The sequence below is a fragment of the Bradyrhizobium sp. genome (assembly GCF_035652035.1).
Lineage (GTDB): Bacteria > Pseudomonadota > Alphaproteobacteria > Rhizobiales > Xanthobacteraceae > Bradyrhizobium.
In genome coordinates, this window is the sequence record NZ_DASREO010000072.1 from 69,205 (window position 1) to 90,313 (window position 21,109).

The 21,109-nt window shown below is 62.9% G+C and carries 19 protein-coding genes and 1 riboswitch; of the genes, 10 read left to right on the forward strand and 9 right to left on the reverse strand.

Translation table 11 applies throughout. The features are described from left to right. On the reverse strand, positions 1–615 hold the full coding sequence (locus tag VFB05_RS18305) for a haloacid dehalogenase type II (RefSeq protein WP_325014594.1): 615 nt from the start codon (positions 613–615) through the stop codon (positions 1–3). After that, positions 567–926, reverse strand: a complete 360-nt coding sequence (locus VFB05_RS18310) for a hypothetical protein (RefSeq protein WP_325014596.1) — start codon at positions 924–926, stop codon at positions 567–569. The genes VFB05_RS18305 and VFB05_RS18310 overlap by 49 nt, the downstream gene beginning before the upstream one ends. On the opposite strand from VFB05_RS18310, the gene VFB05_RS18315 reads away from it, so the two are divergent. Further along, the gene (locus tag VFB05_RS18315; protein WP_325014599.1) at positions 925–1,338 is read left to right on the forward strand and encodes an EVE domain-containing protein; all 414 of its coding nucleotides are present in this window, start codon (positions 925–927) and stop codon (positions 1,336–1,338) included. The genes VFB05_RS18310 and VFB05_RS18315 overlap by 2 nt on opposite strands. A gap of 182 nt (positions 1,339–1,520) precedes the next feature. Here VFB05_RS18315 and VFB05_RS18320 read toward each other — a convergent pair whose 3' ends face one another. Genes VFB05_RS18320 through VFB05_RS18330 form a run of 3 tightly spaced genes read right to left on the reverse strand, consistent with a single transcriptional unit; the run spans position 1,521 to position 4,625 of the window. Continuing rightward, positions 1,521–2,483, reverse strand: coding sequence for an ABC transporter permease (locus VFB05_RS18320; RefSeq protein WP_325014601.1), 963 nt, complete (start codon positions 2,481–2,483; stop codon positions 1,521–1,523). Next, positions 2,473–3,456 (reverse strand): ABC transporter ATP-binding protein, encoded by a 984-nt coding sequence (locus tag VFB05_RS18325; protein WP_325014603.1) that lies wholly within the window; start codon positions 3,454–3,456, stop codon positions 2,473–2,475. Before VFB05_RS18325 ends, VFB05_RS18320 begins: the two co-directional genes overlap by 11 nt. After that, positions 3,453–4,625 (reverse strand): NEW3 domain-containing protein, encoded by a 1,173-nt coding sequence (locus VFB05_RS18330; protein ID WP_325014605.1) that lies wholly within the window; start codon positions 4,623–4,625, stop codon positions 3,453–3,455. The genes VFB05_RS18325 and VFB05_RS18330 overlap by 4 nt, the downstream gene beginning before the upstream one ends. A 353-nt stretch (positions 4,626–4,978) precedes the next feature. Between VFB05_RS18330 and VFB05_RS18335 the strand changes: the two genes are divergently transcribed. Then, positions 4,979–5,416 (forward strand): hypothetical protein, encoded by a 438-nt coding sequence (locus VFB05_RS18335; RefSeq protein ID WP_325014607.1) that lies wholly within the window; start codon positions 4,979–4,981, stop codon positions 5,414–5,416. Positions 5,417–5,504: 88 nt separating this feature from the next. Next, positions 5,505–5,969, forward strand: coding sequence for a hypothetical protein (locus tag VFB05_RS18340; RefSeq protein ID WP_325014609.1), 465 nt, complete (start codon positions 5,505–5,507; stop codon positions 5,967–5,969). A gap of 100 nt (positions 5,970–6,069) precedes the next feature. On the opposite strand, the gene VFB05_RS18345 is transcribed toward VFB05_RS18340, so the two are convergent. Together VFB05_RS18345 and VFB05_RS18350 are read right to left on the reverse strand one after the other, a co-directional pair. After that, complete coding sequence (locus tag VFB05_RS18345; RefSeq protein ID WP_325014612.1) at positions 6,070–6,852, reverse strand: hypothetical protein; 783 nt, start codon at positions 6,850–6,852, stop codon at positions 6,070–6,072. An 889-nt stretch (positions 6,853–7,741) separates the two neighbouring features. Then, the gene (locus tag VFB05_RS18350) at positions 7,742–8,917 is read right to left on the reverse strand and encodes a DNA topoisomerase IB (RefSeq protein WP_325014614.1); all 1,176 of its coding nucleotides are present in this window, start codon (positions 8,915–8,917) and stop codon (positions 7,742–7,744) included. A gap of 394 nt (positions 8,918–9,311) precedes the next feature. Between VFB05_RS18350 and acs the strand changes: the two genes are divergently transcribed. Beyond that, positions 9,312–11,261, forward strand: a complete 1,950-nt coding sequence (acs, locus tag VFB05_RS18355; protein WP_325014616.1) for an acetate--CoA ligase — start codon at positions 9,312–9,314, stop codon at positions 11,259–11,261. Between the two features lie 404 nt (positions 11,262–11,665). Continuing rightward, complete coding sequence (locus VFB05_RS18360) at positions 11,666–12,175, forward strand: L,D-transpeptidase (RefSeq protein ID WP_325014618.1); 510 nt, start codon at positions 11,666–11,668, stop codon at positions 12,173–12,175. Between the two features lie 10 nt (positions 12,176–12,185). Here the strand turns inward: VFB05_RS18360 and VFB05_RS18365 are convergent, their stop codons facing one another. Continuing rightward, positions 12,186–12,404 carry a DUF1674 domain-containing protein gene (locus tag VFB05_RS18365; protein WP_325014620.1) on the reverse strand — a complete coding sequence of 73 codons (219 nt, stop codon included), beginning with the start codon at positions 12,402–12,404 and terminating at the stop codon, positions 12,186–12,188. Between the two features lie 118 nt (positions 12,405–12,522). On the opposite strand from VFB05_RS18365, the gene VFB05_RS18370 reads away from it, so the two are divergent. The 4 genes from VFB05_RS18370 to ggt all read left to right on the forward strand — a co-directional run bounded on the left by VFB05_RS18370 (position 12,523) and on the right by ggt (position 19,594). Then, positions 12,523–13,878 carry an RsmB/NOP family class I SAM-dependent RNA methyltransferase gene (locus VFB05_RS18370; protein ID WP_325014622.1) on the forward strand — a complete coding sequence of 452 codons (1,356 nt, stop codon included), beginning with the start codon at positions 12,523–12,525 and terminating at the stop codon, positions 13,876–13,878. 360 nt (positions 13,879–14,238) lie between these two features. Continuing rightward, positions 14,239–15,930, forward strand: coding sequence for a heparinase II/III family protein (locus tag VFB05_RS18375; protein WP_325014989.1), 1,692 nt, complete (start codon positions 14,239–14,241; stop codon positions 15,928–15,930). 71 nt (positions 15,931–16,001) lie between these two features. Then, positions 16,002–16,082, forward strand: a riboswitch (ZMP/ZTP riboswitch). A gap of 25 nt (positions 16,083–16,107) precedes the next feature. After that, positions 16,108–17,700 (forward strand): bifunctional phosphoribosylaminoimidazolecarboxamide formyltransferase/IMP cyclohydrolase, encoded by a 1,593-nt coding sequence (purH, locus tag VFB05_RS18380; RefSeq protein ID WP_325014624.1) that lies wholly within the window; start codon positions 16,108–16,110, stop codon positions 17,698–17,700. Positions 17,701–17,848: 148 nt separating this feature from the next. Beyond that, positions 17,849–19,594: a gamma-glutamyltransferase gene (gene ggt, locus VFB05_RS18385; protein ID WP_325014626.1), complete on the forward strand. Its 1,746-nt coding sequence runs from the start codon at positions 17,849–17,851 to the stop codon at positions 19,592–19,594. Here the strand turns inward: ggt and VFB05_RS18390 are convergent, their stop codons facing one another. Further along, the gene (locus VFB05_RS18390) at positions 19,595–20,260 is read right to left on the reverse strand and encodes a glutathione S-transferase (protein WP_325014628.1); all 666 of its coding nucleotides are present in this window, start codon (positions 20,258–20,260) and stop codon (positions 19,595–19,597) included. A 181-nt stretch (positions 20,261–20,441) separates the two neighbouring features. On the opposite strand from VFB05_RS18390, the gene VFB05_RS18395 reads away from it, so the two are divergent. Continuing rightward, positions 20,442–21,029 (forward strand): DUF2239 family protein, encoded by a 588-nt coding sequence (locus VFB05_RS18395; protein WP_325014630.1) that lies wholly within the window; start codon positions 20,442–20,444, stop codon positions 21,027–21,029. Positions 21,030–21,109 lie beyond the last annotated feature (80 nt).

Consider the following 21,109-nt stretch of genomic DNA (forward strand, 5'->3'; position numbering starts at 1 on the left):
CTACCCCAGCATGAACGTCACCAGATCAGCCATCCCCTCGCCAATGCCGTCCGGCTTGGCATCGAGTTCTTCCACCGGCGTCTTCATCCGGTTGACCCAGAAGGTCGGATAGCCGAACCATTTGGCGCCTGCCGCATCCCAGCCGGCAAAGGCCGCAAACGCGATCTGCTCTTTCGGCAGCTTGAATGCGTCCACGCCCATCTGATAGGTGCGCGGATCGGGCTTGAAGACTTGAACCCGATCCGTCGACAGATGCGGCTCGAAGAAACCTTCAAGCGCGGAGTTCTTCACCACCGCATCCAGCATCGGCGCCGTGAGGTTGGCGAGGAAGGCCATGCGGATGCCCGCCGCCTTCAAGTCCTTCAAAGCGGGCGCGACGTCGGGCCAGGCTTTCAACGTGAGCCATGTCTGCATCAAGGCGTCGCGCTGTTCGGCGGTCAGATCGATGCCGGACGCCTTGGCGGCGAAGATCAGCGATTGCTCGGTGACGTGCCAGAAGTCGATATATCGTCCGCCCAGCGAGCGCAGCCAGGTATATTCGAACAGCCGCGTGCGCCAGGCGTCGCTCAACGCGCGGCCCTTGCCGGGAAAGAGGTCTTCGACCTTGGCGAACACGGGCGGGGATCGGTGATCGGAAAGCCGTCGAAGGCGATCGCCTTGATCGGGCGCGTCGCCGCAAGAACGGCCGGCGATGCAAGGCTAGCTGCGGCCAGTGTCACGAATTTGCGGCGATTGACCAGCATATCGGCGTCCCCCTTGACGGCGGTTATAACTTCGCTGGGACGCGATTGAATGTAACAAGAGCGGCATATGTCACGGTCATGGCCGGGCTTGACCCGGCCATCCACGTCTTGCTTTCTTACTTGGGAGACAAAGACGTGGTTGGCCGGAATAAATCCGGCCATGACGAACGGGTGGTGCGTCATGAACTACTGGCTGGTGAAATCCGAACCTTCGACCTGGTCGTGGGATCAGCAGGTCGCCAAGGGCGCCAAGGGCGAGGCCTGGACCGGCGTGCGCAATTTCACCGCGCGGCAGAATCTCGTGAACATGAAGAAGGGCGACAAGGCGTTCTTCTATCATTCCAACGAGGGCAAGGAGATCGTCGGCATCGCCGAGGTGATCAAGGAGGCCTATCCCGATCCGACCGACAAGACCGGCAGATTCGTCTGCGTCGACATCAAGGCCGACAAGCCGCTGAAGACGCCGGTGACGATGGCCGCGATCAAGGCGGACAAGAAGCTTTCCGCCATGGCGCTGGTGAAATACTCCCGCCTCTCGGTGCAGCCGGTGACGGCGGACGAATGGAAATACGTCTGCAAGATGGGCGGGATGTAAGAGCGGGCTCGTCCTCGTCCCGGCGAACGCCGGGACCCATACGCCGCGGCCCGTGGATTTGAGTACGCTGTTCGACGGCTTTCGCGCCACATGACCGCCTGTGGTTATGGGTCCGGATCGCGCTCGCACTGGACAACGCTTCGCGTTGCCAGGAGCTCGCTTGTCCGGGACGACATAAGATATCACGCCCTCACCTCCTGCCGCTGGAACAGGATGTAACCGGCGACGAACAGCACGATGGTCGATGCGATCAGCCCGACCGTCTGCGGCCAGGCGATCATGATGCTTTCGGACAGCGGCAGCGGTGCCCCCATGACGGCGCCGCGGAGCTGTTCGAGGAACACCGCGCCCAGCGTGCGCGTGGTCGGCGACAGGATCGCGAGCATCGCCTCGCCAAACAAGTCATTTGGCGAAATGCGCAGCAGGAACTGGGCCCAGATCGCCGTGTCCGGCGTGTCCAGGCCGAGCGCAGCGTAGCGCGGATCGGGCGGCGCGATGATCTGCGCCAGCGCCGGCGCCAGCATCGGCCACAGCACGGTCAAAAACAGCCAGATGCCGAGCGCCACCAGCGCTGCCGTCGCGCCCGAACGGAACACGATCGACAGCAACATTGCGAGCGCGAGCCACACGCCGGCATAGAAGATCGCAATGACAAGGAACACCAGCGAGCGCAAGATTTCATCGGTGCCGGGCGGCACGCCGAGGAAGATCAGCCCGAGCCCGATCACCAGCAGCCAAAGCGCGGTGAGGCTGACGGCAAGCGTCGCGAGGCCCGCCAGGAATTTTCCGGCCAAGAGCGCGTCGCGGTAGATCGGCTGCGCGAGAATCCGCGACAGCGTGCGGCGGTTGAATTCGCTGTTGACGGAATCAAAGCCGAGACCGATCGCCATCAGCGGGATCAGGAATCCGAGGATCGCAACGAAGGACGGCAGCGGCGCGCTCGACAGCGTGAACAGGCGCAGCAGCAGGAACGGATCCTCCGCCGTATTGGTGCGCAGATTGCTGATTGCGCCATAGAGCGCTGCGAGCGCCGTCAGCACGATCAGCAATTCCAGCATCAGCATGCGAACGCTGGAGACATTGTCGGTCAGTTCCTTGGCGAACACGGTGCCAAGGCCCTGGAATGGTGAGCCCTCACGCCGCATGACGCTCGTCTCCCGCTTGCTTGCCCTGGAAGGTGCGGGCGTAGATCGCCTCGAGTGACGGTTCATCCACCGACAGCCGCTTCAACGATCCGTTCACCGCAACCACCGCGCGCGCGGCATCGGGGCGAACGTCGCGCTCGGCCGTCATGCGGAAGCGATCTTCCGCGAGCCGTTCAACATTGGTGACGCCGGGAATGGTGGCGAGCCGCTGCACGATGCCGGCGCCTTCCGCCTCGACCTCGACCACAAAGCCCGCGCCCAGCACCTGAACCGACAGCTCGGCCACCGAGCCCATCAGCACGATGCGCCCTGCCTGGAATAGCGCGACGCGGTCGCAGATGCGCTGCACCTGATCGAGCAGATGCGACGACAACAGCACCGTGATGCCCTCACGCTTCAATTCCCGGATCAGTTCGAGAAATTCCAGCGTCGCCTGCGGATCGAGGCCGGTGGTCGGCTCGTCCAGAATGGCGATCTCGGCCTTCTTGACGATGATCTCGGCAAGGCCGAGCCGCTGGCGCATCCCGCGCGAGAAGGTCGCGACGCGCTGATGCGCGACATCGTGGAGGTTCACGCGCATCAGCGCCTTCTCGATCCTTCGCTTTCGTTGCCTGAATGAAAGGCCCATCAGCTTGGCGGTGTAGGAGAGGTTTTCCACCGCCGACAGATGGTCGTAGAAGCCAACCGAATCCGGCAGATAGCCGACGCGCCCTTTCACCTGAAGCGGCTGGCGCGCCGGATCAAATCCGAGCACGCTGATGCGGCCTGCTGAAATCTCGGTGAGCCCCAGCATCATCAGGATGGTCGTGGTCTTGCCGGCCCCGTTGGGGCCGAGCAGGCCGAACACTTCGCCCTTCTTGATATCGAAGGAGATGTTGTCGACCGCGCTGGCGTTGCCATAGCGCTTGGTGAGGCCCTTCGCCGAGATGACTGGCAAGGGCGGAGGGGTGACGTCGTTGCTGATATCGCTCATCGCCGTCCGAACCTCACGACAGCCGTCAGCATCAGAAGCAGCGCGACGCCGATGACGCCCGCTCCCACCATGCCCCACACGGTCGAGGTGTTGACGGTGACGCGGAACTGGCTGTTGGCGCTTTCACCGCGCGAATTGGCGTTGACCGCGACCATGTAGTCGCCGGCGAGCGACTTGTCGCTCGGCGTGATCCGCGCCTGCACTTCGGCCTCCTTGCCCGGCACCAGGCGATCGATGGTGGCCGGATCGAACGAGACCTTCCAGCCCGACGGCGAGCTCGCCGACAGCTTGACGTTCTCGGCCGGCGCGCTGCCCGTGTTGGTGACGACGACCGGGATCGAGGTCTGCCGCGCGGCAACCGCGCGGGCGCTCAACAATCCGTCGCGTCCGGCGACCTGCAGGCGCGGCTGGCCGACCACATCGAGCGAAAGGTCGGTGCTAGCAGAAGCATCTCCCGCCTTCACCGTCGCCGTCACCGGGAAATGACCGGCGTCAACCGTGCTTGGCGGTCGCACATGGAGCTTGATGTCCTTGGATTGACCCGCGTCGATCGGGATCGAGGAGAGTTCCTGGCTGCCATAGGCCTCGGTAAACGAGGTCTCGAAATTTTCCGGCGCCTGCGCACCGAAGCTGACATTCAGGTTACGCCCGGAATCGTTCTTGATGTTCAGCGTGTATTCGAAATTGGATTTCGGGCTGCCGCGCAGCGACGGCAGTTGCGCCTTCACCGTCAGTTTGGCGGGCAATTCCTTGGCGAGCGCGACCTGAATCGGCAGGCTCGTCTGCGTGCCCTGTCCCTTTGCTTCGACCGTCAGGGTCTGCTGGTCGAGCTTGCTGTTTGCGGGAACATCGAGCCGCAGCTGCAACGTGACGTCCTTGTCGGGCGCCGGCATTGCGGCCGCAACCGGTTGACCGCCGCCGAGAATGGTCGCGGTCCAGCCGCTCGGCACGCCCGAGACCGAGAGCTGATAGCGCTCGGGCGCGAGGCCGTAATCCTGAAGACGCAGCGGAATGTTGGACGTCGTGCCCGGCCTGATCGTGACCGCGGGATAGTCGGTCATCAGGTAAAGGCCCTTGATATTGGGCTCGTGCTCGTCGGCGGCGATCGCCGCCGGCGCCAGCAAAGTGGAAATGAAAAGCGCAATGGGGGCGAGAGCGAACGCTCGCATGACAACACTCCTGCTAACGTTGAGCAAAGTCGTCGATGTGCGTGGGCTCTCGCGCCGGTCGCGAGCGAGCCACGACATCATCGTCTTACGTCCGGAAAAATTCGGCGTGCCAGTTACAAGTGAGTGAAGTAAGGTCAGACTTTAGTTTTTAGACTTTTGTCTTTTATGGACTCTGTGGGCGCCGAAGCGCCGGGCCGTCATTGCGAGCGAAGCGAAGCAATCCAGTCAAAAAGGAATCGCGAGCTTCTGGATTGCTTCGTCGCTCACGCTCCCTTGCGCAAACGCTTTGCTTTTGTCGCAGGCAATGACGTCAACACTCGTCGAAACGCCAGACCCGATTGCGGAGTGGAACGATGCGCTTTAGTTGGAAAGCCCTCATTCTGGCGCCGCTGCCGATACCCTTGGTCCTGAGCGCCGTCATGGCGCCCTTGATGCAAGGCGAAGGCCCGGTCGTATTGCCGTTCCTGATCCTGCTGATCCCCGCTTGCCTGATCTCCTACGCAGCGACGACATTTCTGTTTCTGCCCGCGCTGTTCGTGCTGTCCCTGCTAAGGCCGGCAACGGGCTGGATGGTCAGCCTGCTCGGCTTTGTGCTCGGCGCGGCTGTCATCGTGCCGGTGACGTTGATGGCGTGGACGTCAAGCGGGCCGGACTCCGGACCTCCCACCGAAAGCTTCCTCACCTTCTTCGAACGCTGGGCCACCGATCCGCTGATGCTGGTTTTTCCGATCGCGGGATTTGTGACCGCCAACCTTTACTGGTGGCTCGGGACGCGGCGACAGGCCATCTGATCGCATTCGTCGCTTGTGCCAACATGTCGCAGGCGTCGTCGCCCGCAGCGCTCGACCAATGAGCAGCGGGAATTGCGGAGCAACGACGATGCACTTCAGTTGGAAAGGCTTCTGGTTGGCGCCCCTGGTGATGCCGGTGATCGGCTGCGCCATCATGGCGCCGGTGGTGGGGAATCCAGGGCTGGCCGTCATCGGCGCCTTTTTGCTGCTGCTGGTTGCGGCCTGCGTGATTTCCTACGGGTCGATGTTGTTTCTGTTTCTGCCTTCGCTTTTCCTGCTCTCACGATTGATGCCCGTGACCCGCTGGATGGTTTGCCTGCTGGGCTTTCTGATCGGCGCCATTGTGTTCCTGCCGGTCGCGAGGCTCGCATGGGCGACCGGCGGTCCGAACTCAGGTCCGATGCAAGAGGAGTTCTGGGGCTTCTTCGCGGGCTGGCTCACCGAGCCGTTCATGCTGTTCTATCCGTTCGGCGGACTGGTGACGGCCTGGCTTTATTGGTGGTTCGGGACACGGCGGCGGGCGCAGGCGAAATTCGAGACAATCAAGAGCTGATCGCTCGTCGCGCCAACGCGCCGTAACTAACCGTCGTCATAAAGGGATGGGCCGCCAGCGCGGTGCCGGCAGAGAAAGAAGCAAGGATTTCCTTGCATGACTAAAAATTTCTACGACAGTGACCGCTGTCCTTCCGTGGGTCATCCACAAAAAACAAGCAACCGTGGCCGACGTTGCCGTGAGGTGCAGGCACTCCTGCGAGAACAAGAAAATTCTTGGAATGAGCGCCGAACAGACCGGGAGGCAGCATCATTTCGCGCAAAATTGCGTAGTCGACTCCCCTGCCTCCGCCTAACTCCTTCTCAAAGCTCTCCAGCCTTCGTATCGCTCCGGTCTTCTCAAGCTGGAGAAGTCCGGCTTCCGCTGGAAGCGTTTCCGGCTCAAGTACGGGCGCAGAGGAAACGATGGACTTGGCATCGACGATGCGCAAGCCCCCAGGATGATACATGAGAAGCTCGCGCTCGGTCCCCCGCGCATTCGCTCGCTCCAACCCGGATGGCATAATGAACTCGCCGTCCGGCAACTTAAGCGATCTCACTTTACCCTCGAATGTTACGCGATCGGCTGTGCGGCCAAAGTAGGCTTCGACATTATGTCTTTTCTGCCAGGGCGGTAAGATCACCGGTGGGCAGCCGGCCAGGTCTGGAAATCGGATCGCTTGCTCCGGCAAACCCCGGGCGGCCACTGGATGCCTTCCGCCGTTTGCAACAACGATCGCACTCTCGACTCGCTCTACAGCCCCTTCAAAATCCCAGATCACAGAGTTTTCTGACTCCAGAACGACCGTTAACGGACGTGATCCAGCTTCGACTTCAACGCGAACCACTGTGCTTATTGCGTCGGGATCTCCAAGCTGCAGGTTTGCTAACGTATCTCCTTCCATCACCCCCGCGACCACAAGGAGATGATCCTGATCAACTGGCGCAAGTTTACAGCTGGATATGTCCCGTAGAGGCGGACCGGGTCTCGGCCCCCGCTCCGATTGCACGGCACCGGAAATGAGGGCGCATAGGCAAACTGCTGATGCAGTGATTGGTCTCATACAGTGACTCGTAGTTGCTAAGAGCCGCAGGGCCACTAGTGCATCGAAAGCTCTCTCGTACGGTCAAAAAGATAGTTCAAATTGCGACCATCCAATGATTTCCGTAGTCGGCAATGATGGTGCTCTTCTGACGCAACTTCGAGACATGTCGGACCGATTTGCCCATCGTCATCCGCCGCAAACTTTTCGCTTGTGGCGTCGGGCAAATCACTGGCACCTGTTCGCGCGTCCTGTGCTCTGCTTAAGAGGGGCGTTTGGCCGATCGTCACTGAACGTTGGGCGCGGGATGCGGTGGACGCTTGTCGCGCATCAGACGAACGCGCGAGAGGCGGACGGCGAAGTCGTGTGGTCCTGACGCCCCGACGCTGGCGTCAAGCGTTGCAGGATGATCTGCAAGGCGATGGTGGCAAGAAAGCCCGGTTCACCAGGGAGAGCACGAAGGAAACCGTTAAAACCATTCGCGCGGGGAATGCCGGAGTGTCTCTGGCGAACCTGCGGTGACTAACTCGTACGCTTTTTTCTTTTGCGTGCGAGGCTGCGGGCGCGTCGTGCGCCCGGCATTCCCTGCGCCCTCTATGATGGGGGGCGATGATGATTTGCAGAACTCGGGGGCGAATTGTCTTGCGAGAATGACGAGCCGCGTCATTGCGAGCGAAGCGAAGCAATCCAGTACAGCAAAGCAACCGGCTGGATTGCTTCGTCGCTAGCGCTCCTCGCAATGACGGAAAGATTACGCCGCTGCCGCGACCACGACCTGCGCCAGCAGCTGCTCGCGCTTCTTCTGGGTGCGGCGGCCCGTCATCGTCGCCGCAATACGTTCGAGGACGCCGCCCTCGAACGCAGTGACGATGGTGTCGTGCACATAGCTCTTGCGGCAGATCGCGGGCGTGTTGGAGAGCCGGTCCGCGGCGGCGCGGATCGCGTCATTAACCTGACGCTTGCGGCCGCGTTCGCTGGACGCCGGCGAAACATGCGACAGCGATTCCAGCACCACGGCAGAGGCCATCAGCGTGCGGAAATCCTTCAGCGAAATCTTGATGCCGGCGATCTCGCGCAGGAACGTGTTGACCATCGTCGTCGAAACCGTGCGCACCGTGCCGGACGCGTCGCGATACTGGAACAGGCGCCTGCCCGGCAGCGTGCGCAAAATCGGAATCGCGCGCACGAGCTTGGCCGCATCGCATTCCTTGCGCACGGCCTTGCCGCCCTTGGCCTTGAACGAGAGCACGAAGCAATCGTCCTCCAGCGTCACGTTGGACTTCAAAAGCGTGGTGGCGCCGCGCGTTCCGTTCATCTTCGCGTAGGTCTCGTTGCCCGGGCGGATCGCGGTGCGCGCAATCAGTTCGATCACCGCCGACAGCGCGAACTCGCGCGTGGGCTCGTTGCCGGCGAGATGCATGTTGACGTGGCGGCGGATCTTCGGCAGCGCGCCGACGAGCTTGGCGAGGCGATGCGCCTTGCGGTGCTCGCGGACCTTTTCCCAGTCGGCGTGATAGCGATATTGCAGCCGGCCGGCGGCGTCGCGCCCCACGGCCTGCAGATGCGAATTCGGATCGGGCGAATAGCGCACGTGGCGATAGGCCGGCGGCACCGCCATCGCATGCAGACGGCGGATGGTTCTGGCATCGCGGATATGCGAGCCGTTGGCGCGCACGAAGGAATAGCCCTTGCCGCGCTTGATGCGGCGGATCGTCAGTTGTTGCTGTTCGCCGAGGGTGAGGCCCAGTTCCTTGGCCAAAATTTCGACCGGCGGCGCGGTCGCCTTGGCTATCCTGCGCCGCGGGCGCCTCGGTTTGGCAGGCGCGAGCTTCTCCGCCGGTGGCCATTGTCCCAGGGCTTTCGCCAAAGCTACGTCCGGACCGGCTGCGCCCGTTGGCACCACCTCAAAATTCTGCTGATCCGTCATAGTCTTAGATGCCTTGCTCCAACGCTGACCCTGCTTAATGCCGATTTGCTCGACCTTGTTCCCGGCGGTCTTTGCCGCCAAAGGGGCCATTTAGGGGGGAATGACTTAACGCACCAGCCCCCAACTTTTCCGGATACGGTCTCTAATTACCTTTCTGGCCGAATGCAGCCCTGCCCTGCGGGCTGGAACCCGGTCCAGGGGCAGCGTCGAGGGGGTATTTTTTGGAGCGCTCACGCGCATCGCCTTCGAATTGATCGGGCGCAACAAAAAAGCCCGCCGAAGGTCGTACGCGTTACCCTTGTCGGCATCATCGGTGCGGGCACATAATCACGCCAACAATGAAGACGGCGGTGCGTCACGCTTGAAGGACCGCAATCGGGTGGAGGGATCGAAAATGTCCGAGAAAATCTACGACGTACCGGCCGAATGGGCGAAGCGCGCCTGGGTGGACGACGCCAAGTACAAGGACATGTACGCGCGTTCGGTCAAGGATCCCAACGGCTTCTGGGCGGAACAGGCCAAACGCCTCGACTGGATGAAGGCCCCGCACAAGATCGAGAACGTCTCTTTCGAGCCCGGCCACATCTCGATCAAGTGGTTCGAGGACGGCGTGCTCAACGTCGCCTGGAACTGCATCGACCGCCATCTGGACAAGCGCGGCAACCAGACCGCCATCATCTGGGAAGGCGACGATCCTTCCGAGTCCAGACACATCACCTACAAGCAGCTCCATGACGAGGTCTGCAAGTTCGCCAACATCCTGCGCACGCGCAATGTGAAGAAGGGCGACCGCGTCACCATCTACCTGCCGATGATTCCGGAAGCCGCTTACGCGATGCTCGCCTGCGCGCGGATCGGCGCCATTCACTCGGTGGTGTTTGCCGGCTTTTCGCCCGACAGCCTGGCGCAACGCATCAACGACTGCCAGTCGAAGGTGGTCATCACCGCTGACGAGGGCCTGCGCGGCGGCAAGAAGGTCGCGCTGAAGGCCAATGTCGATGCCGCGATCGCCAAGACCAATGGCGTCGACTGGGTCGTCGTGGTGAAGCGCACCGGCGCCAAGGTCGACATGAACCCGTCGCGCGATTTCTGGTACCACGAGGCCGCTGCTGTCGTGACGACGGAATGCCCGGCCGAACACATGCACGCGGAAGATCCGCTGTTCATTCTCTATACGTCGGGCTCGACCGGCCAGCCGAAGGGCGTGCTGCACACATCAGGCGGCTATCTCCTGTTCGCCGCGATGACGCACCAATACGTGTTCGACTATCACGACGGCGACATCTACTGGTGCACGGCCGACGTCGGCTGGGTCACCGGACACAGCTACATTCTCTATGGGCCGCTGGCGAACGGCGCGACCACGCTGATGTTCGAAGGCGTGCCGAATTACCCGGATAATTCGCGGTTTTGGCAGGTGATCGACAAACACAAGGTCAACATCTTCTACACCGCACCGACCGCGATCCGCGCGCTGATGCAGGGCGGCGATGCGCCGGTGCAGAAGACCTCGCGCGCCTCGCTGCGTTTGCTCGGCTCGGTCGGCGAGCCGATCAATCCGGAAGCCTGGGAGTGGTATCACCGCGTGGTCGGCGACAACCGCTGCCCGATCGTCGATACCTGGTGGCAGACCGAAACCGGCGGCATTCTGATCACGCCACTGCCCGGCGCCACGAAACTCAAGCCGGGTTCGGCGACGCGGCCGTTCTTCGGCGTGGTGCCGCAGATCGTCGACGGCGACGGTAAAGTGCTGGAGGGCGAGGCGACGGGCAATCTCTGCATCGCGAAATCCTGGCCCGGTCAGATGCGCACCGTCTATGGCGATCACGCCCGCTTCGAGCAGACCTATTTCGCGACCTTCAAGGGAAAATACTTCACCGGCGACGGCTGCCGCCGCGATGCCGACGGCTTTTACTGGATCACCGGCCGCGTCGACGACGTCATCAACGTATCCGGCCATCGCATGGGCACCGCGGAAGTCGAAAGCGCGCTGGTGGCGCATGCGCTTGTTTCAGAAGCGGCCGTGGTCGGCTATCCACACGACATCAAGGGCCAGGGCATCTATGCCTATGTCACGCTGATGGCCGGCACCGAACCGAGCGAGGAACTGCGCAAGGAACTGGTGACGTGGGTGCGCAAGGAGATCGGCCCGATTGCCTCACCCGACCAGATCCAGTTCGCGCCGGGTCTGCCCAAAACCCGTTCCGGCAAGATCATGCGGCGCATCCTGCGCAAGATCGCCGAAGACGATCCGGCAAGCCTGGGCGACACCTCGACGCTCGCCGATCCCGCCGTGGTCGATGATCTCGTCAAGAACCGCCAGAACAAGCGAACGACGGCGTAAGCGGCCAAGTCTGGTTGTTGGGAGAAGGAATCACAGCGCGCCGATTTGGGCGCGCTGTTTGACTCATCGCTAGACTCAGCGGCATCTTCATCGTCCGAAAATATTCGGCGCGGGAGACTGCGACTGGCGGCGTGGGATGACAGGCATTTTCGCGCGCCGAAACCAAGGCCGCAACCGCCGCTGTCACGGCATTGTCATTCGAGGGCGGGCGCCTGAGGGACGTTTCCCAAAGGACTGTGGTTTTCCGGTCATTTACTTTGTTTCGAACATTTTCTTTCCTGCCCCTCGAAAACAGCGTGTCCGGGCGCCCGTGCACAACGCCGGGTTAAGGGGCGCGGTTAATATTTGATGCGGAACCGGCTGCTTGCGAGCTGGCGAATTTTGCGGACGTATTGGAGAGATCAATGTCTTTGAGGATGGCGGTGGCAGCGGCCACCATCGGAGCGGGGCTTCTGGCAACCAATACCGCATCCGCACGCCCCGAGATGGTCGGGGTCAGCGGCGAATATTCGCCGGGGACGATCGTGGTCAAAACCAACGAGCGCCGCCTCTATCTCATCCTCGAGTCCGGCCGCGCAGTTCGTTATCCCGTCGGCGTCGGCAAATCCGGCAAGCAATGGGCCGGCACCACGCGGATCAGCGGCAAGTATCGCAATCCGGCCTGGTCGCCTCCGGCCGAAGTGAAGCGCGACAAGCCGAGCATTCCCGACCTCATTCCCGGTGGCTCGCCGCGTAATCCGATGGGGGTCGCCGCCATGACGCTCGCCGGCGGCGAATACGCCATCCACGGCACAAACGTGCCGGGCTCGGTCGGCGGTTTCGTATCCTATGGCTGCATCCGGATGCTCAACGGCGACATCAGCGATCTCTATGAGCGGGTTTCGATCGGCACCCCCGTGGTGGTGACGCGCTGACCATTTCTGTTCAGAAATCCGAGGCGATGCCCTTGTTCTCCCAGTCGCCGTAGCGCGTCGGCTCGGGGCCCTTCGGACCCTGAAACTCTTTCGGCGACGACGTCGCCTCAGCGGCCCTAACCTTCCGCCGCGCTTCGGCTTCGGCGAGCGCGCGCTGGGCCGCAGGCGAAAGAGGTTTGCGTTCCGTTGCGGAAGTGGCCGAATCGGGTTGTGATGGATCGTCGGTCATCGCCATTCGCCTGAAGTCATACAGCCGATTCTTACATTTGGCATATTCTGATGCCAAAGCGATTCCTGCTTCCCCGAAATGCGAATTGCTGCGCAGAAATACAAGATGTGCCCGTTCCATGCCCCCGCAACGATTCGCTCTGCCAACTGAAGCGCCCGGCCTCGCGGCGCGTCGGATCGCAGCCGACATTCTCGATGGCGTCCTGCACAAGCATCGCACGCTCGATGAGCAGCTCGACGGCGCCTCGGCCCATCCCGGTCTGAAAAGTCTTTCCGATCGCGATCGCGCGCTGATGCGGCGGCTGGTGGCGACTATCCTGCGGCGGCTCGGCACCCTTGGGCATATTCTTTCACGCCTTCTTGATCGCGGCATTCCGACCGATGCGCCCCGCGCGCAAAGCGCGCTTTTGATTGGCGCGGCGCAGATTCTCTGGATGGATGTGCCGGACCATGCCGCGGTCGATCTTTCGGTGAGGCTGGTGCAGTCGGACCGGCGCGCGGCGAAATACGCCGGCCTCGTCAATGCCGTGCTGCGCCGTTGCGCGCGCGAAGGCCAGCCGCTGATCGATGAGGTGAAATCGAGAAATCTCGACGTCGCGCCATGGCTGTTCGCACGCTGGTCGGCGCATTACGGCGCGACCACCGCGAGCGACATTGCACACGCGATCGGGCAGGAGCCTTCGTTCGACATCACGGTGAAATCCGATCCCGCGCAATGGGCGAGCCGCCTGCACGGCGAAACGCTGCCCACCGGATCGGTCCGCACGCTCTTGCAGGGCTCGGTGACGATGTTGCCCGGCTTTTCCGAAGGCCAGTGGTGGGTGCAGGACGCCGCAGCGGCGCTTCCGGCGCGTCTGTTCGGCGACATCGCGAACAAGACCATTGTCGATCTCTGCGCCGCGCCCGGCGGCAAGACGGCGCAGCTCGTTCATGGCGGCGCGCAGGTGACAGCGGTCGACCGCTCGCCCGCCCGCATGGCGCGGCTGCGCGACAACCTGACACGGCTGTCGCTGGAAGCGCGGTTTGTGGTGGCCGACGGCGCCGAGTGGCTTGGCCAAAATCAGGACGGAGGCTTCGACGGCATCCTGATCGATGCGCCCTGCACCTCGACCGGAACGATCCGGCGTCATCCCGACATCGGCTGGCTGCGGCAGGAGTCCGACATTGCGCCGCTGGCGGCCGTGCAGAAGCGGCTGCTGCAACGCGCGGTCGCGGCGCTGAAGGTGGGCGGCATGCTCGTTTATTGTACTTGTTCGCTGGAGCCTGAAGAGGGCGAGCAGGCGATCGCAGATCTCTTGCGGGCCGAGGCTTCGATGCAGCGCGTGCCGATCGAGGCCGGCGAGGTCGCGGGGCTTGGCCAAATCCTCAACGGCGACGGCGACCTGCGCACCCTGCCCTGCCACCTGCCCCACCCGGACCCGAGGCTTGGCGGCCTTGACGGCTTTTACGCAGCGCGGCTGGTGCGGCGAATTTGAAGTTCCTATCAGTGTCGCGGCAAATTCGAGATAGGAACTTCAAATTCAAAGCCGCACCAGAAACAACAAATTGCCAGGGCTCCCTTGATTCCGAAGTTCGCATCAGAGGTCGCCTCGGGAGTTTGCGAACTTCGGAATCGGAGCCCTGGTCCGGCGCAACTGAAGGTCGATTGCCGCCTAAATCCTGATTTTGCACTGGTTTTTGGGTCCGATGTGCTGATTCGCGCCCATTCAAGGTGGTGTCTTGGCGACATTTCCGGATTAAAAGGGGCCCGGAAAGAATCCTCCCAGCCAAGGCAGGGCGTGTCACAACGCAGACGTATCTCGACGCTGATCCTGGGCCGCGTTGCACGCAACCTGATGGCGCGGGCAAGCGGCGGCTCTGTCGCGCTGTCGTCTCTGTGGCCGGGCCGCACCGACCGCCTGATCATCGCCCCGCACGACCTGCGCACGGCGGATGCGACACGCGCCGCCGAGATCTATGCCGGCCGCTTCGTCTTCGCGGGCAAGATCGTCACCTGCCACGGCCGCTCGATCTTCGAGATCGAACCTCCGTCGGAGGATTGGGAAGTTGCCCTTCTTGGTTTCGGATGGCTCCGGCACTTGCGCGCCGCCGACACCGCGCTCACCCGCGCCAATGCCCGCGCACTGGTCGACGACTGGCTGTCGAACCCGAACTATAAACGCCCGATGGCGCGTCGTGCCGACGTGCTGGCGCGCCGCGTCATTTCTTTATTATCGCAGGCCCCGCTCGTTCTTGGCGACACCGACGGCAAGTTCTACCGGCGCTACTTGCGCGGGCTTGCCCGCGAAATCCGCTACCTGCGTTCAGCGACGATCGATATCGTCGACGGCGTGCCTAAGCTGCAGGTGCTGATCGCGCTTTGCTACGCCTCGCTCTGCCTTGCCAATCAGGCGAAGCACATTCGCGCCGCCGCGCGCAAGCTTTCGGAGGAATTGCAACGACAGATCCTGCCGGATGGCGGCCACATCTCGCGCAATCCCGGCGCGCTGATCGAGCTTCTGACCGATCTCTTGCCGCTGCGTCAGACCTTCGCGGCCCGCAACATCGCGCCGCCGCCGGCCCTGTTGAACGCGATCGACCGCATGATGCCGATGCTGCGCTTCTTCAGGCACGGCGACGGCAGCTTCGCTTTGTTCAACGGCATGAGCGGCACGCCTTCGGACGTGCTCGCGACCTTGCTCGCTTATGACGACACCCACGGCGCGCCAATGTCGAACATGTCGCATACCGGTTTCCAGCGGCTCGATGCCGGCAACACGATTCTGATCATGGATACCGGGCCGGCGCCACCGCCGAGCGTCAGCCAGGACGCCCATGCCGGCTGTCTTTCGTTTGAACTGTCGTCGGGCACGAGCCGCATCGTCACCAATTGCGGCATGCCGTCGACCGGCCGCGACAACTGGCGCAGCTTCGCCAGGGGCACGGCGGCGCATTCGACGCTGACGTATCACGAGACCTCGTCCTGCCAGTTCGTTGAATTGTCGGCGATGAAGCGGCTCTTGCAGGGTGCACCGATCGTCAGCGGTCCAACGGACGTCGAAAGCTATCGCGAAGCCGTCGCCAATGGCGCACTGCTGACGACGTCACATGACGGCTACGTCCATCGCTTCGGCGTGATTCACCGCCGGGCGCTGATGCTTGCGCCGGACGGCACGCGGCTGGACGGCGAAGACACCGTGGTGCTGGCGTCGGACGGGCGAAGCAAGGCCAGCGAAACCGACTACGTGTTGCGGTTCCATCTTCATCCGTCGGTAAAGGCGAGCCGTCTCAGCGATGCCCGCGGCGTCATGCTGGTGTTGCCGAACCGCGACGTCTGGACCTTCGAGGCGCTCGACGACAGGGTCGAACTTGAGGACAGCGTATTTCTGGCGGGCAATGACGGGCCACGCCGCAGCGCCCAGATCGTCATCCGGCAGAATTCGCAGCACGCGCCGTCGATCCGCTGGAGTTTTGTGCGGTCGACATCTTCGCCATCGACGACAGCCGCAAGGCGTAACGTCCGCCGCGAGCCGGAACTGCCGCTATAGCTATGCTGCACAGGATACGGGGTAAGCCGGACCTCGCCGTTGTGGACGCCCCCCAAAGCTGCTAATCAGCGCATCGCTCGCGCGACTGGCGACCTTGGATGGAGCACCATCGGGAAGCGTGAGAGGATCCGCCGCGCGCCTGGGCAAAAGCACTCTTGAGAACAGAGGATCTTGCCCATGACCGATCAACTGCGCCACGTCACCCGCGCTCTGCTTTCCGTTTCCGACAAATCAGGACTGCTCGAATTTGCCCGCGCACTCGCGCTGCACGGCGTCGAACTCATTTCAACCGGCGGCACCGCGAAAGCCATCGCGGCTGAGGGGTTGAAGGTCAAGGACGTCTCGGAACTGACCGGCTTTCCGGAAATGATGGACGGGCGGGTCAAGACACTGCATCCGAAGGTGCATGGCGGGCTGCTCGCGATCCGCGATAAAGCGGATCACACCCACGCAATGAAGACGCATGGCATCGCGCAAATCGATCTGTTGGTCGTCAACCTCTATCCTTTTGAAGCCACCGTCGACAAAGGCGCCGATTTCGAGGAGTGCATCGAGAACATCGACATCGGCGGCCCGGCGATGATTCGTGCCGCGGCAAAGAACCATAACGACGTCGCGGTCGTGGTCGACGCGAGCGACTACCAGGCTGTTCTCGACGAACTCAAGGCCAATCAGGGTGCAACGACGCTGCATCTGCGGCGGCGTCTTGCCGCCAAGGCCTATGCGCGCACCGCGGCTTATGACGCGGCGATCTCGAACTGGTTCGCAGGCGAACTCAACATCGAGACACCGGAATTCCGCGCCTTTGGCGGGCGGCTGATCCAGGCCCTGCGCTATGGCGAAAATCCGCATCAGAAGGCGGCATTCTATCGGCTGCCTGAAAGACGGCCCGGCGTCTCCAGCTTGCTGCAGCTGCAGGGCAAGGAATTGTCCTACAACAACATCAACGACACCGATGCCGCGTTCGAATGCGTCGCCGAGTTCGATCCCAAGCGCACCGCGGCGTGCGTCATCGTCAAGCACGCCAACCCCTGCGGCGTCGCCGAAGGCCCCGATCTCGCCACCGCCTACCGCCGCGCGCTTGCCTGCGATTCGACCTCGGCCTATGGCGGCATTATCGCGCTGAACCGCTCACTGGATGCGGAAACGGCAAAGGCCGTCACGGAAATCTTCACAGAGGTCATCATCGCGCCGGAAGCGAGCGAAGAAGCGATCGCGATCGTCGCCAAACGGCGCAATCTGCGACTGCTCCTGACCGGCGGATTGCCAGACCCGCGCGCGATCGGGCTGACCGCCAAGACGGTCGCGGGCGGCTTGCTCGTCCAGAGCCGCGACAACGCGGTCGTTGACGACATGACGTTGAAAGTCGCAACCAAGCGCGCGCCGACCGAAGCCGAGATGCGCGACCTGATGTTCGCTTTCCGCGTTGCCAAGCACGTCAAGTCGAACACGATCGTCTATGCGAAGGACCTCGCCACGGTCGGTGTCGGCGCGGGCCAGATGAGCCGTGTGGATTCCGCGCGCATCGCGGCACGAAAGGCCGAGGATGCGGCGCGCGAATTGAAGCTGGCCGAGCCGCTCACCAGAGGCTCGGTCGTCGCTTCCGATGCCTTCTTCCCGTTCGCTGACGGCATGCTGGCCTGCATCGAGGCCGGCGCGACCGCGGTGATCCAGCCAGGCGGCTCGATGCGCGACAATGAAGTGATCGAAGCTGCCGACAAACACAACATCGCCATGGTGTTTACCGGCGTGCGGCACTTCCGCCATTAAGCTCACGGCCGGCGCTTGCAAGGGTCGCGCGCAAAAAATATCCCGCTGCGATTCACGCGGTTGGCGTTTGCTCCCATCTGAACGGGCCATGTAGCATCTGCACCGACATTCAGCCTTGGCATATTGCCGGCTGAACGGAGGAATGTTCATGGCCTCTCTGATGACGCCGCGGATCGTTGCCGCGACGCTGCTCGTTCTGTCGTTGCTGACGCCGGCAGGTGCGCAGGAGCAGCGCCGCGGCTTTTACACGCCTCCCGCCGCTGACGCCGTCCACGCCATTGCCGCCGACCACGGCATGGTGGTGGCGCAGGAAAAGACGGCGGCGCGGATCGGCACTGATATTTTGAAACGCGGCGGCAACGCCGTCGATGCTGCGGTCGCTACCGGTTTTGCCATGGCGGTGACCTATCCGCGCGCCGGAAATATTGGCGGCGGCGGTTTCATGGTGATCCATTCAGCGGAGCGGCACGAGGATATCGCGATCGATTATCGCGAGACCGCCCCGGCCGCGACCACGCCGACCATTTTCCTTGGGATTGACGGCAAACCGGACAATGCGAAATCGCGCGATTCCGCGCTCGGCATTGGAATCCCCGGCACGCCTGCGGGCCTGGCGTTGGCGCTTGAAAGATATGGTTCCGGAAAATTCACGCTGGCACAATTGGTCCAGCCGGCGATTGATCTCGCCCGCAACGGCGTTGTCATCACCGACGACAGCGCCGACACCCTGCCCGACTGGCATCGGCGGCTGGCGCGCTGGCCGTCATCGGCGAAAATCTTCTCGCGCGCGGATGGAACGTCGCTGCGCGAGGGCGATACCCTGGTGCAGGCCGATCTTGCCACCACGCTGGAGGCCATTGCTGCCCAAGGCCCGCGCGGCTTCTACGAAGGGCCGGTTGCCGAGAAGCTCGTGCACGCAATTTCAGACGCGGGCGGCATCATCACCACGGATGATCTCAAGGCGTATCAACCGGTGATCCGTACCCCCGTGCACGGCACCTATCGGGGCTACGACCTTGTTTCGATGCCGCTGCCTTCGTCCGGCGGGACCGTGCTGGTCGAGACGCTCAACGTCCTCGAAGGATTTCCGCTCGATCAGATGAAGCAGGGCTCGCCGACTTCGCTGCACGTGCTGATCGAGGCGATGAAGCGGGCTTACGCCGATCGCGCGCATTATCTGGGCGATCCTGCGTTCGTCAGCGCGCCGGTCGCGACCCTCGTCACCAAGGAATATGCGGCGAAGCAGCGCGCCAGCATCGACCTCGATCACGCGACACCGTGGGCTGACGCGGTGTCGGCCGCGCCGCCGCGCGAAGGCAGCAACACGACGCACTTCTCGGTCATCGACAGCTTTGGCAATGCAGTCAGCAACACCTATACGCTGAACTTCAGCTATGGCGTCGGCCTCGTCGCTGAAGGCACCGGCGTCCTGCTCAACAACGAGCTCGACGACTTCACGGCAGCGCCTGGCGCAGCCAACGCCTATGGTCTCGTCGGCTTCGATGCCAATCTGCCGGGGCCGGGAAAGCGGCCGCTGTCGTCGATGTCGCCCACCATCGTGCTGAAAGACGGCAAGCCGGTACTTGTGACGGGATCACCCGGCGGCAGCCGCATCATCTCCACCGTGCTGCAAGTGATCGTCAACGTGCTCGACTACCACATGGACGTCGCGGCCGCCGTGGCCGCACCGCGACTGCATCATCAGTGGCTTCCTGACGAGGTGCGGATCGAACGCGGCTTCCCGGAAGCCACGCTCGAAGCGCTGAAGGCCAAAGGACATCACATTGTCGAGCCGATGGGCCAGACCTCGGCGAATTCGATTGAGGTGACGCCAGCCGGATTGCTCGGCGCGCCCGATCCGCGCACCCGCGGCTCCGAGGCGGCCGGCGAGTAACTAGCGCCCGACGGCGTACGGTCCGCCTTTTTCGAGCGCGCGTTGGTAAGCGGGGCGCGCATGGATACGGTCCAGAAACGCCATCGCCTTGGGGTGGCCTTGTTCGAGGCCGCCGCGCGCCGCTGCTGCTTCAAGCGGAAAACTCATCTGGATGTCGGCGGCGGTGAAATCGTCGCCTGCGAACCATTCGCTCTTCGCCAGTTCGCTTTCCCAGAACGCCATGTGAAGCTTGAGCTGCGGGTTGACGAGCGCGGTCATCGCCTGATTGGAGACCTTGCGCACCAGGGGACGCAAAAGTGCCGGCGCGCGCCGTGGCATCAGCGTGAATAAAAGCTTCAGCAACAGCGGCGGCATCGCCGAGCCTTCGGCGTAGTGCAGCCAATACGTATAGCGCAAACGCTCCGGCGTATCCGGCGGCGGGATCAGGCGGCCGTTGCCGTAAGTGCCGACGAGGTATTCGGCGATCGCGCCCGACTCCGCGATGGTGTTTCCGCCATCGGTGATAACAGGCGATTTTCCGAGCGGATGGATGGCGCGCAGCTCCGCTGGCGCGCGCATGTCGGGCTGACGCTGATAGCGCACGATCTCGTAAGGCACGCCCAGCTCTTCGAGCAGCCAAAGCACCCGCTGCGAGCGCGAATTGTTGAGATGATGGACCGTCAGCATCGATATCCCCCAACCACGAATTTCCCGGGTGTTCCCGTATCAGGCCTTGGACGGATTAGCGATCAGGGCGTCAAGAAGGACAGACGCGGGGCGCATCCGAAGGGAGCGAGATTTTACCCGGGTGATATTGACAACCTAATTATACCCGGGTATTAATTGCGCCAGCATAGGATAACTGCAAATGACCCCAAGTTTCACGGCCTTTGAGGGCCAGCGGCGCCTCGTCACGGGGACCCTCGCCGAGGTCGCACTCGCGGTGAGGCGGGCCGGCCAGGCTGCGCCGATCGTCATTTTCAGCGATGCGACCGGCCGCTCGCTCGATCTCGACCTGCGCGGATCGGACGAGGAAATCGTCGCCCGGCTCCCCAAGACGGCGCCAGCGCCCGTCGAGCCGGAAACGCAGGCGAGCGAGCCGCGCGGCCGCGGCCGTCCGAAACTGGGCGTGGTCGCGCGCGAGGTGACGTTGCTGCCGCGGCATTGGGAATGGCTCAACGCCCGGCCCGGCGGCGCGTCGGTCGCGTTGCGAAAACTGGTCGACGAGGCGCGGCGCGCCAATGGCGACCGCGACCGGCAACGAGCAGCGCGCGACGCGGCCTATCACTTCATGTCGACCATGGCCGGCAATCGAGTGGGATTCGAAGAGGCCTCGCGGGCGCTGTTTGCCGACGATCGGCGGCGCTTCGGCGAACTGATCGCCGCATGGCCCGTCGATATTCGCGACCACATCGTCAAGCTTGCTTTCAGCGATCGCGTTCCCACCCAGGCGTGATTGGACGATAGACGACCGCCAAAGTATGACGGTCGTCATCGAACCCAGTGGACGGGCGTCTTTGGTTGCGCCACAATGGG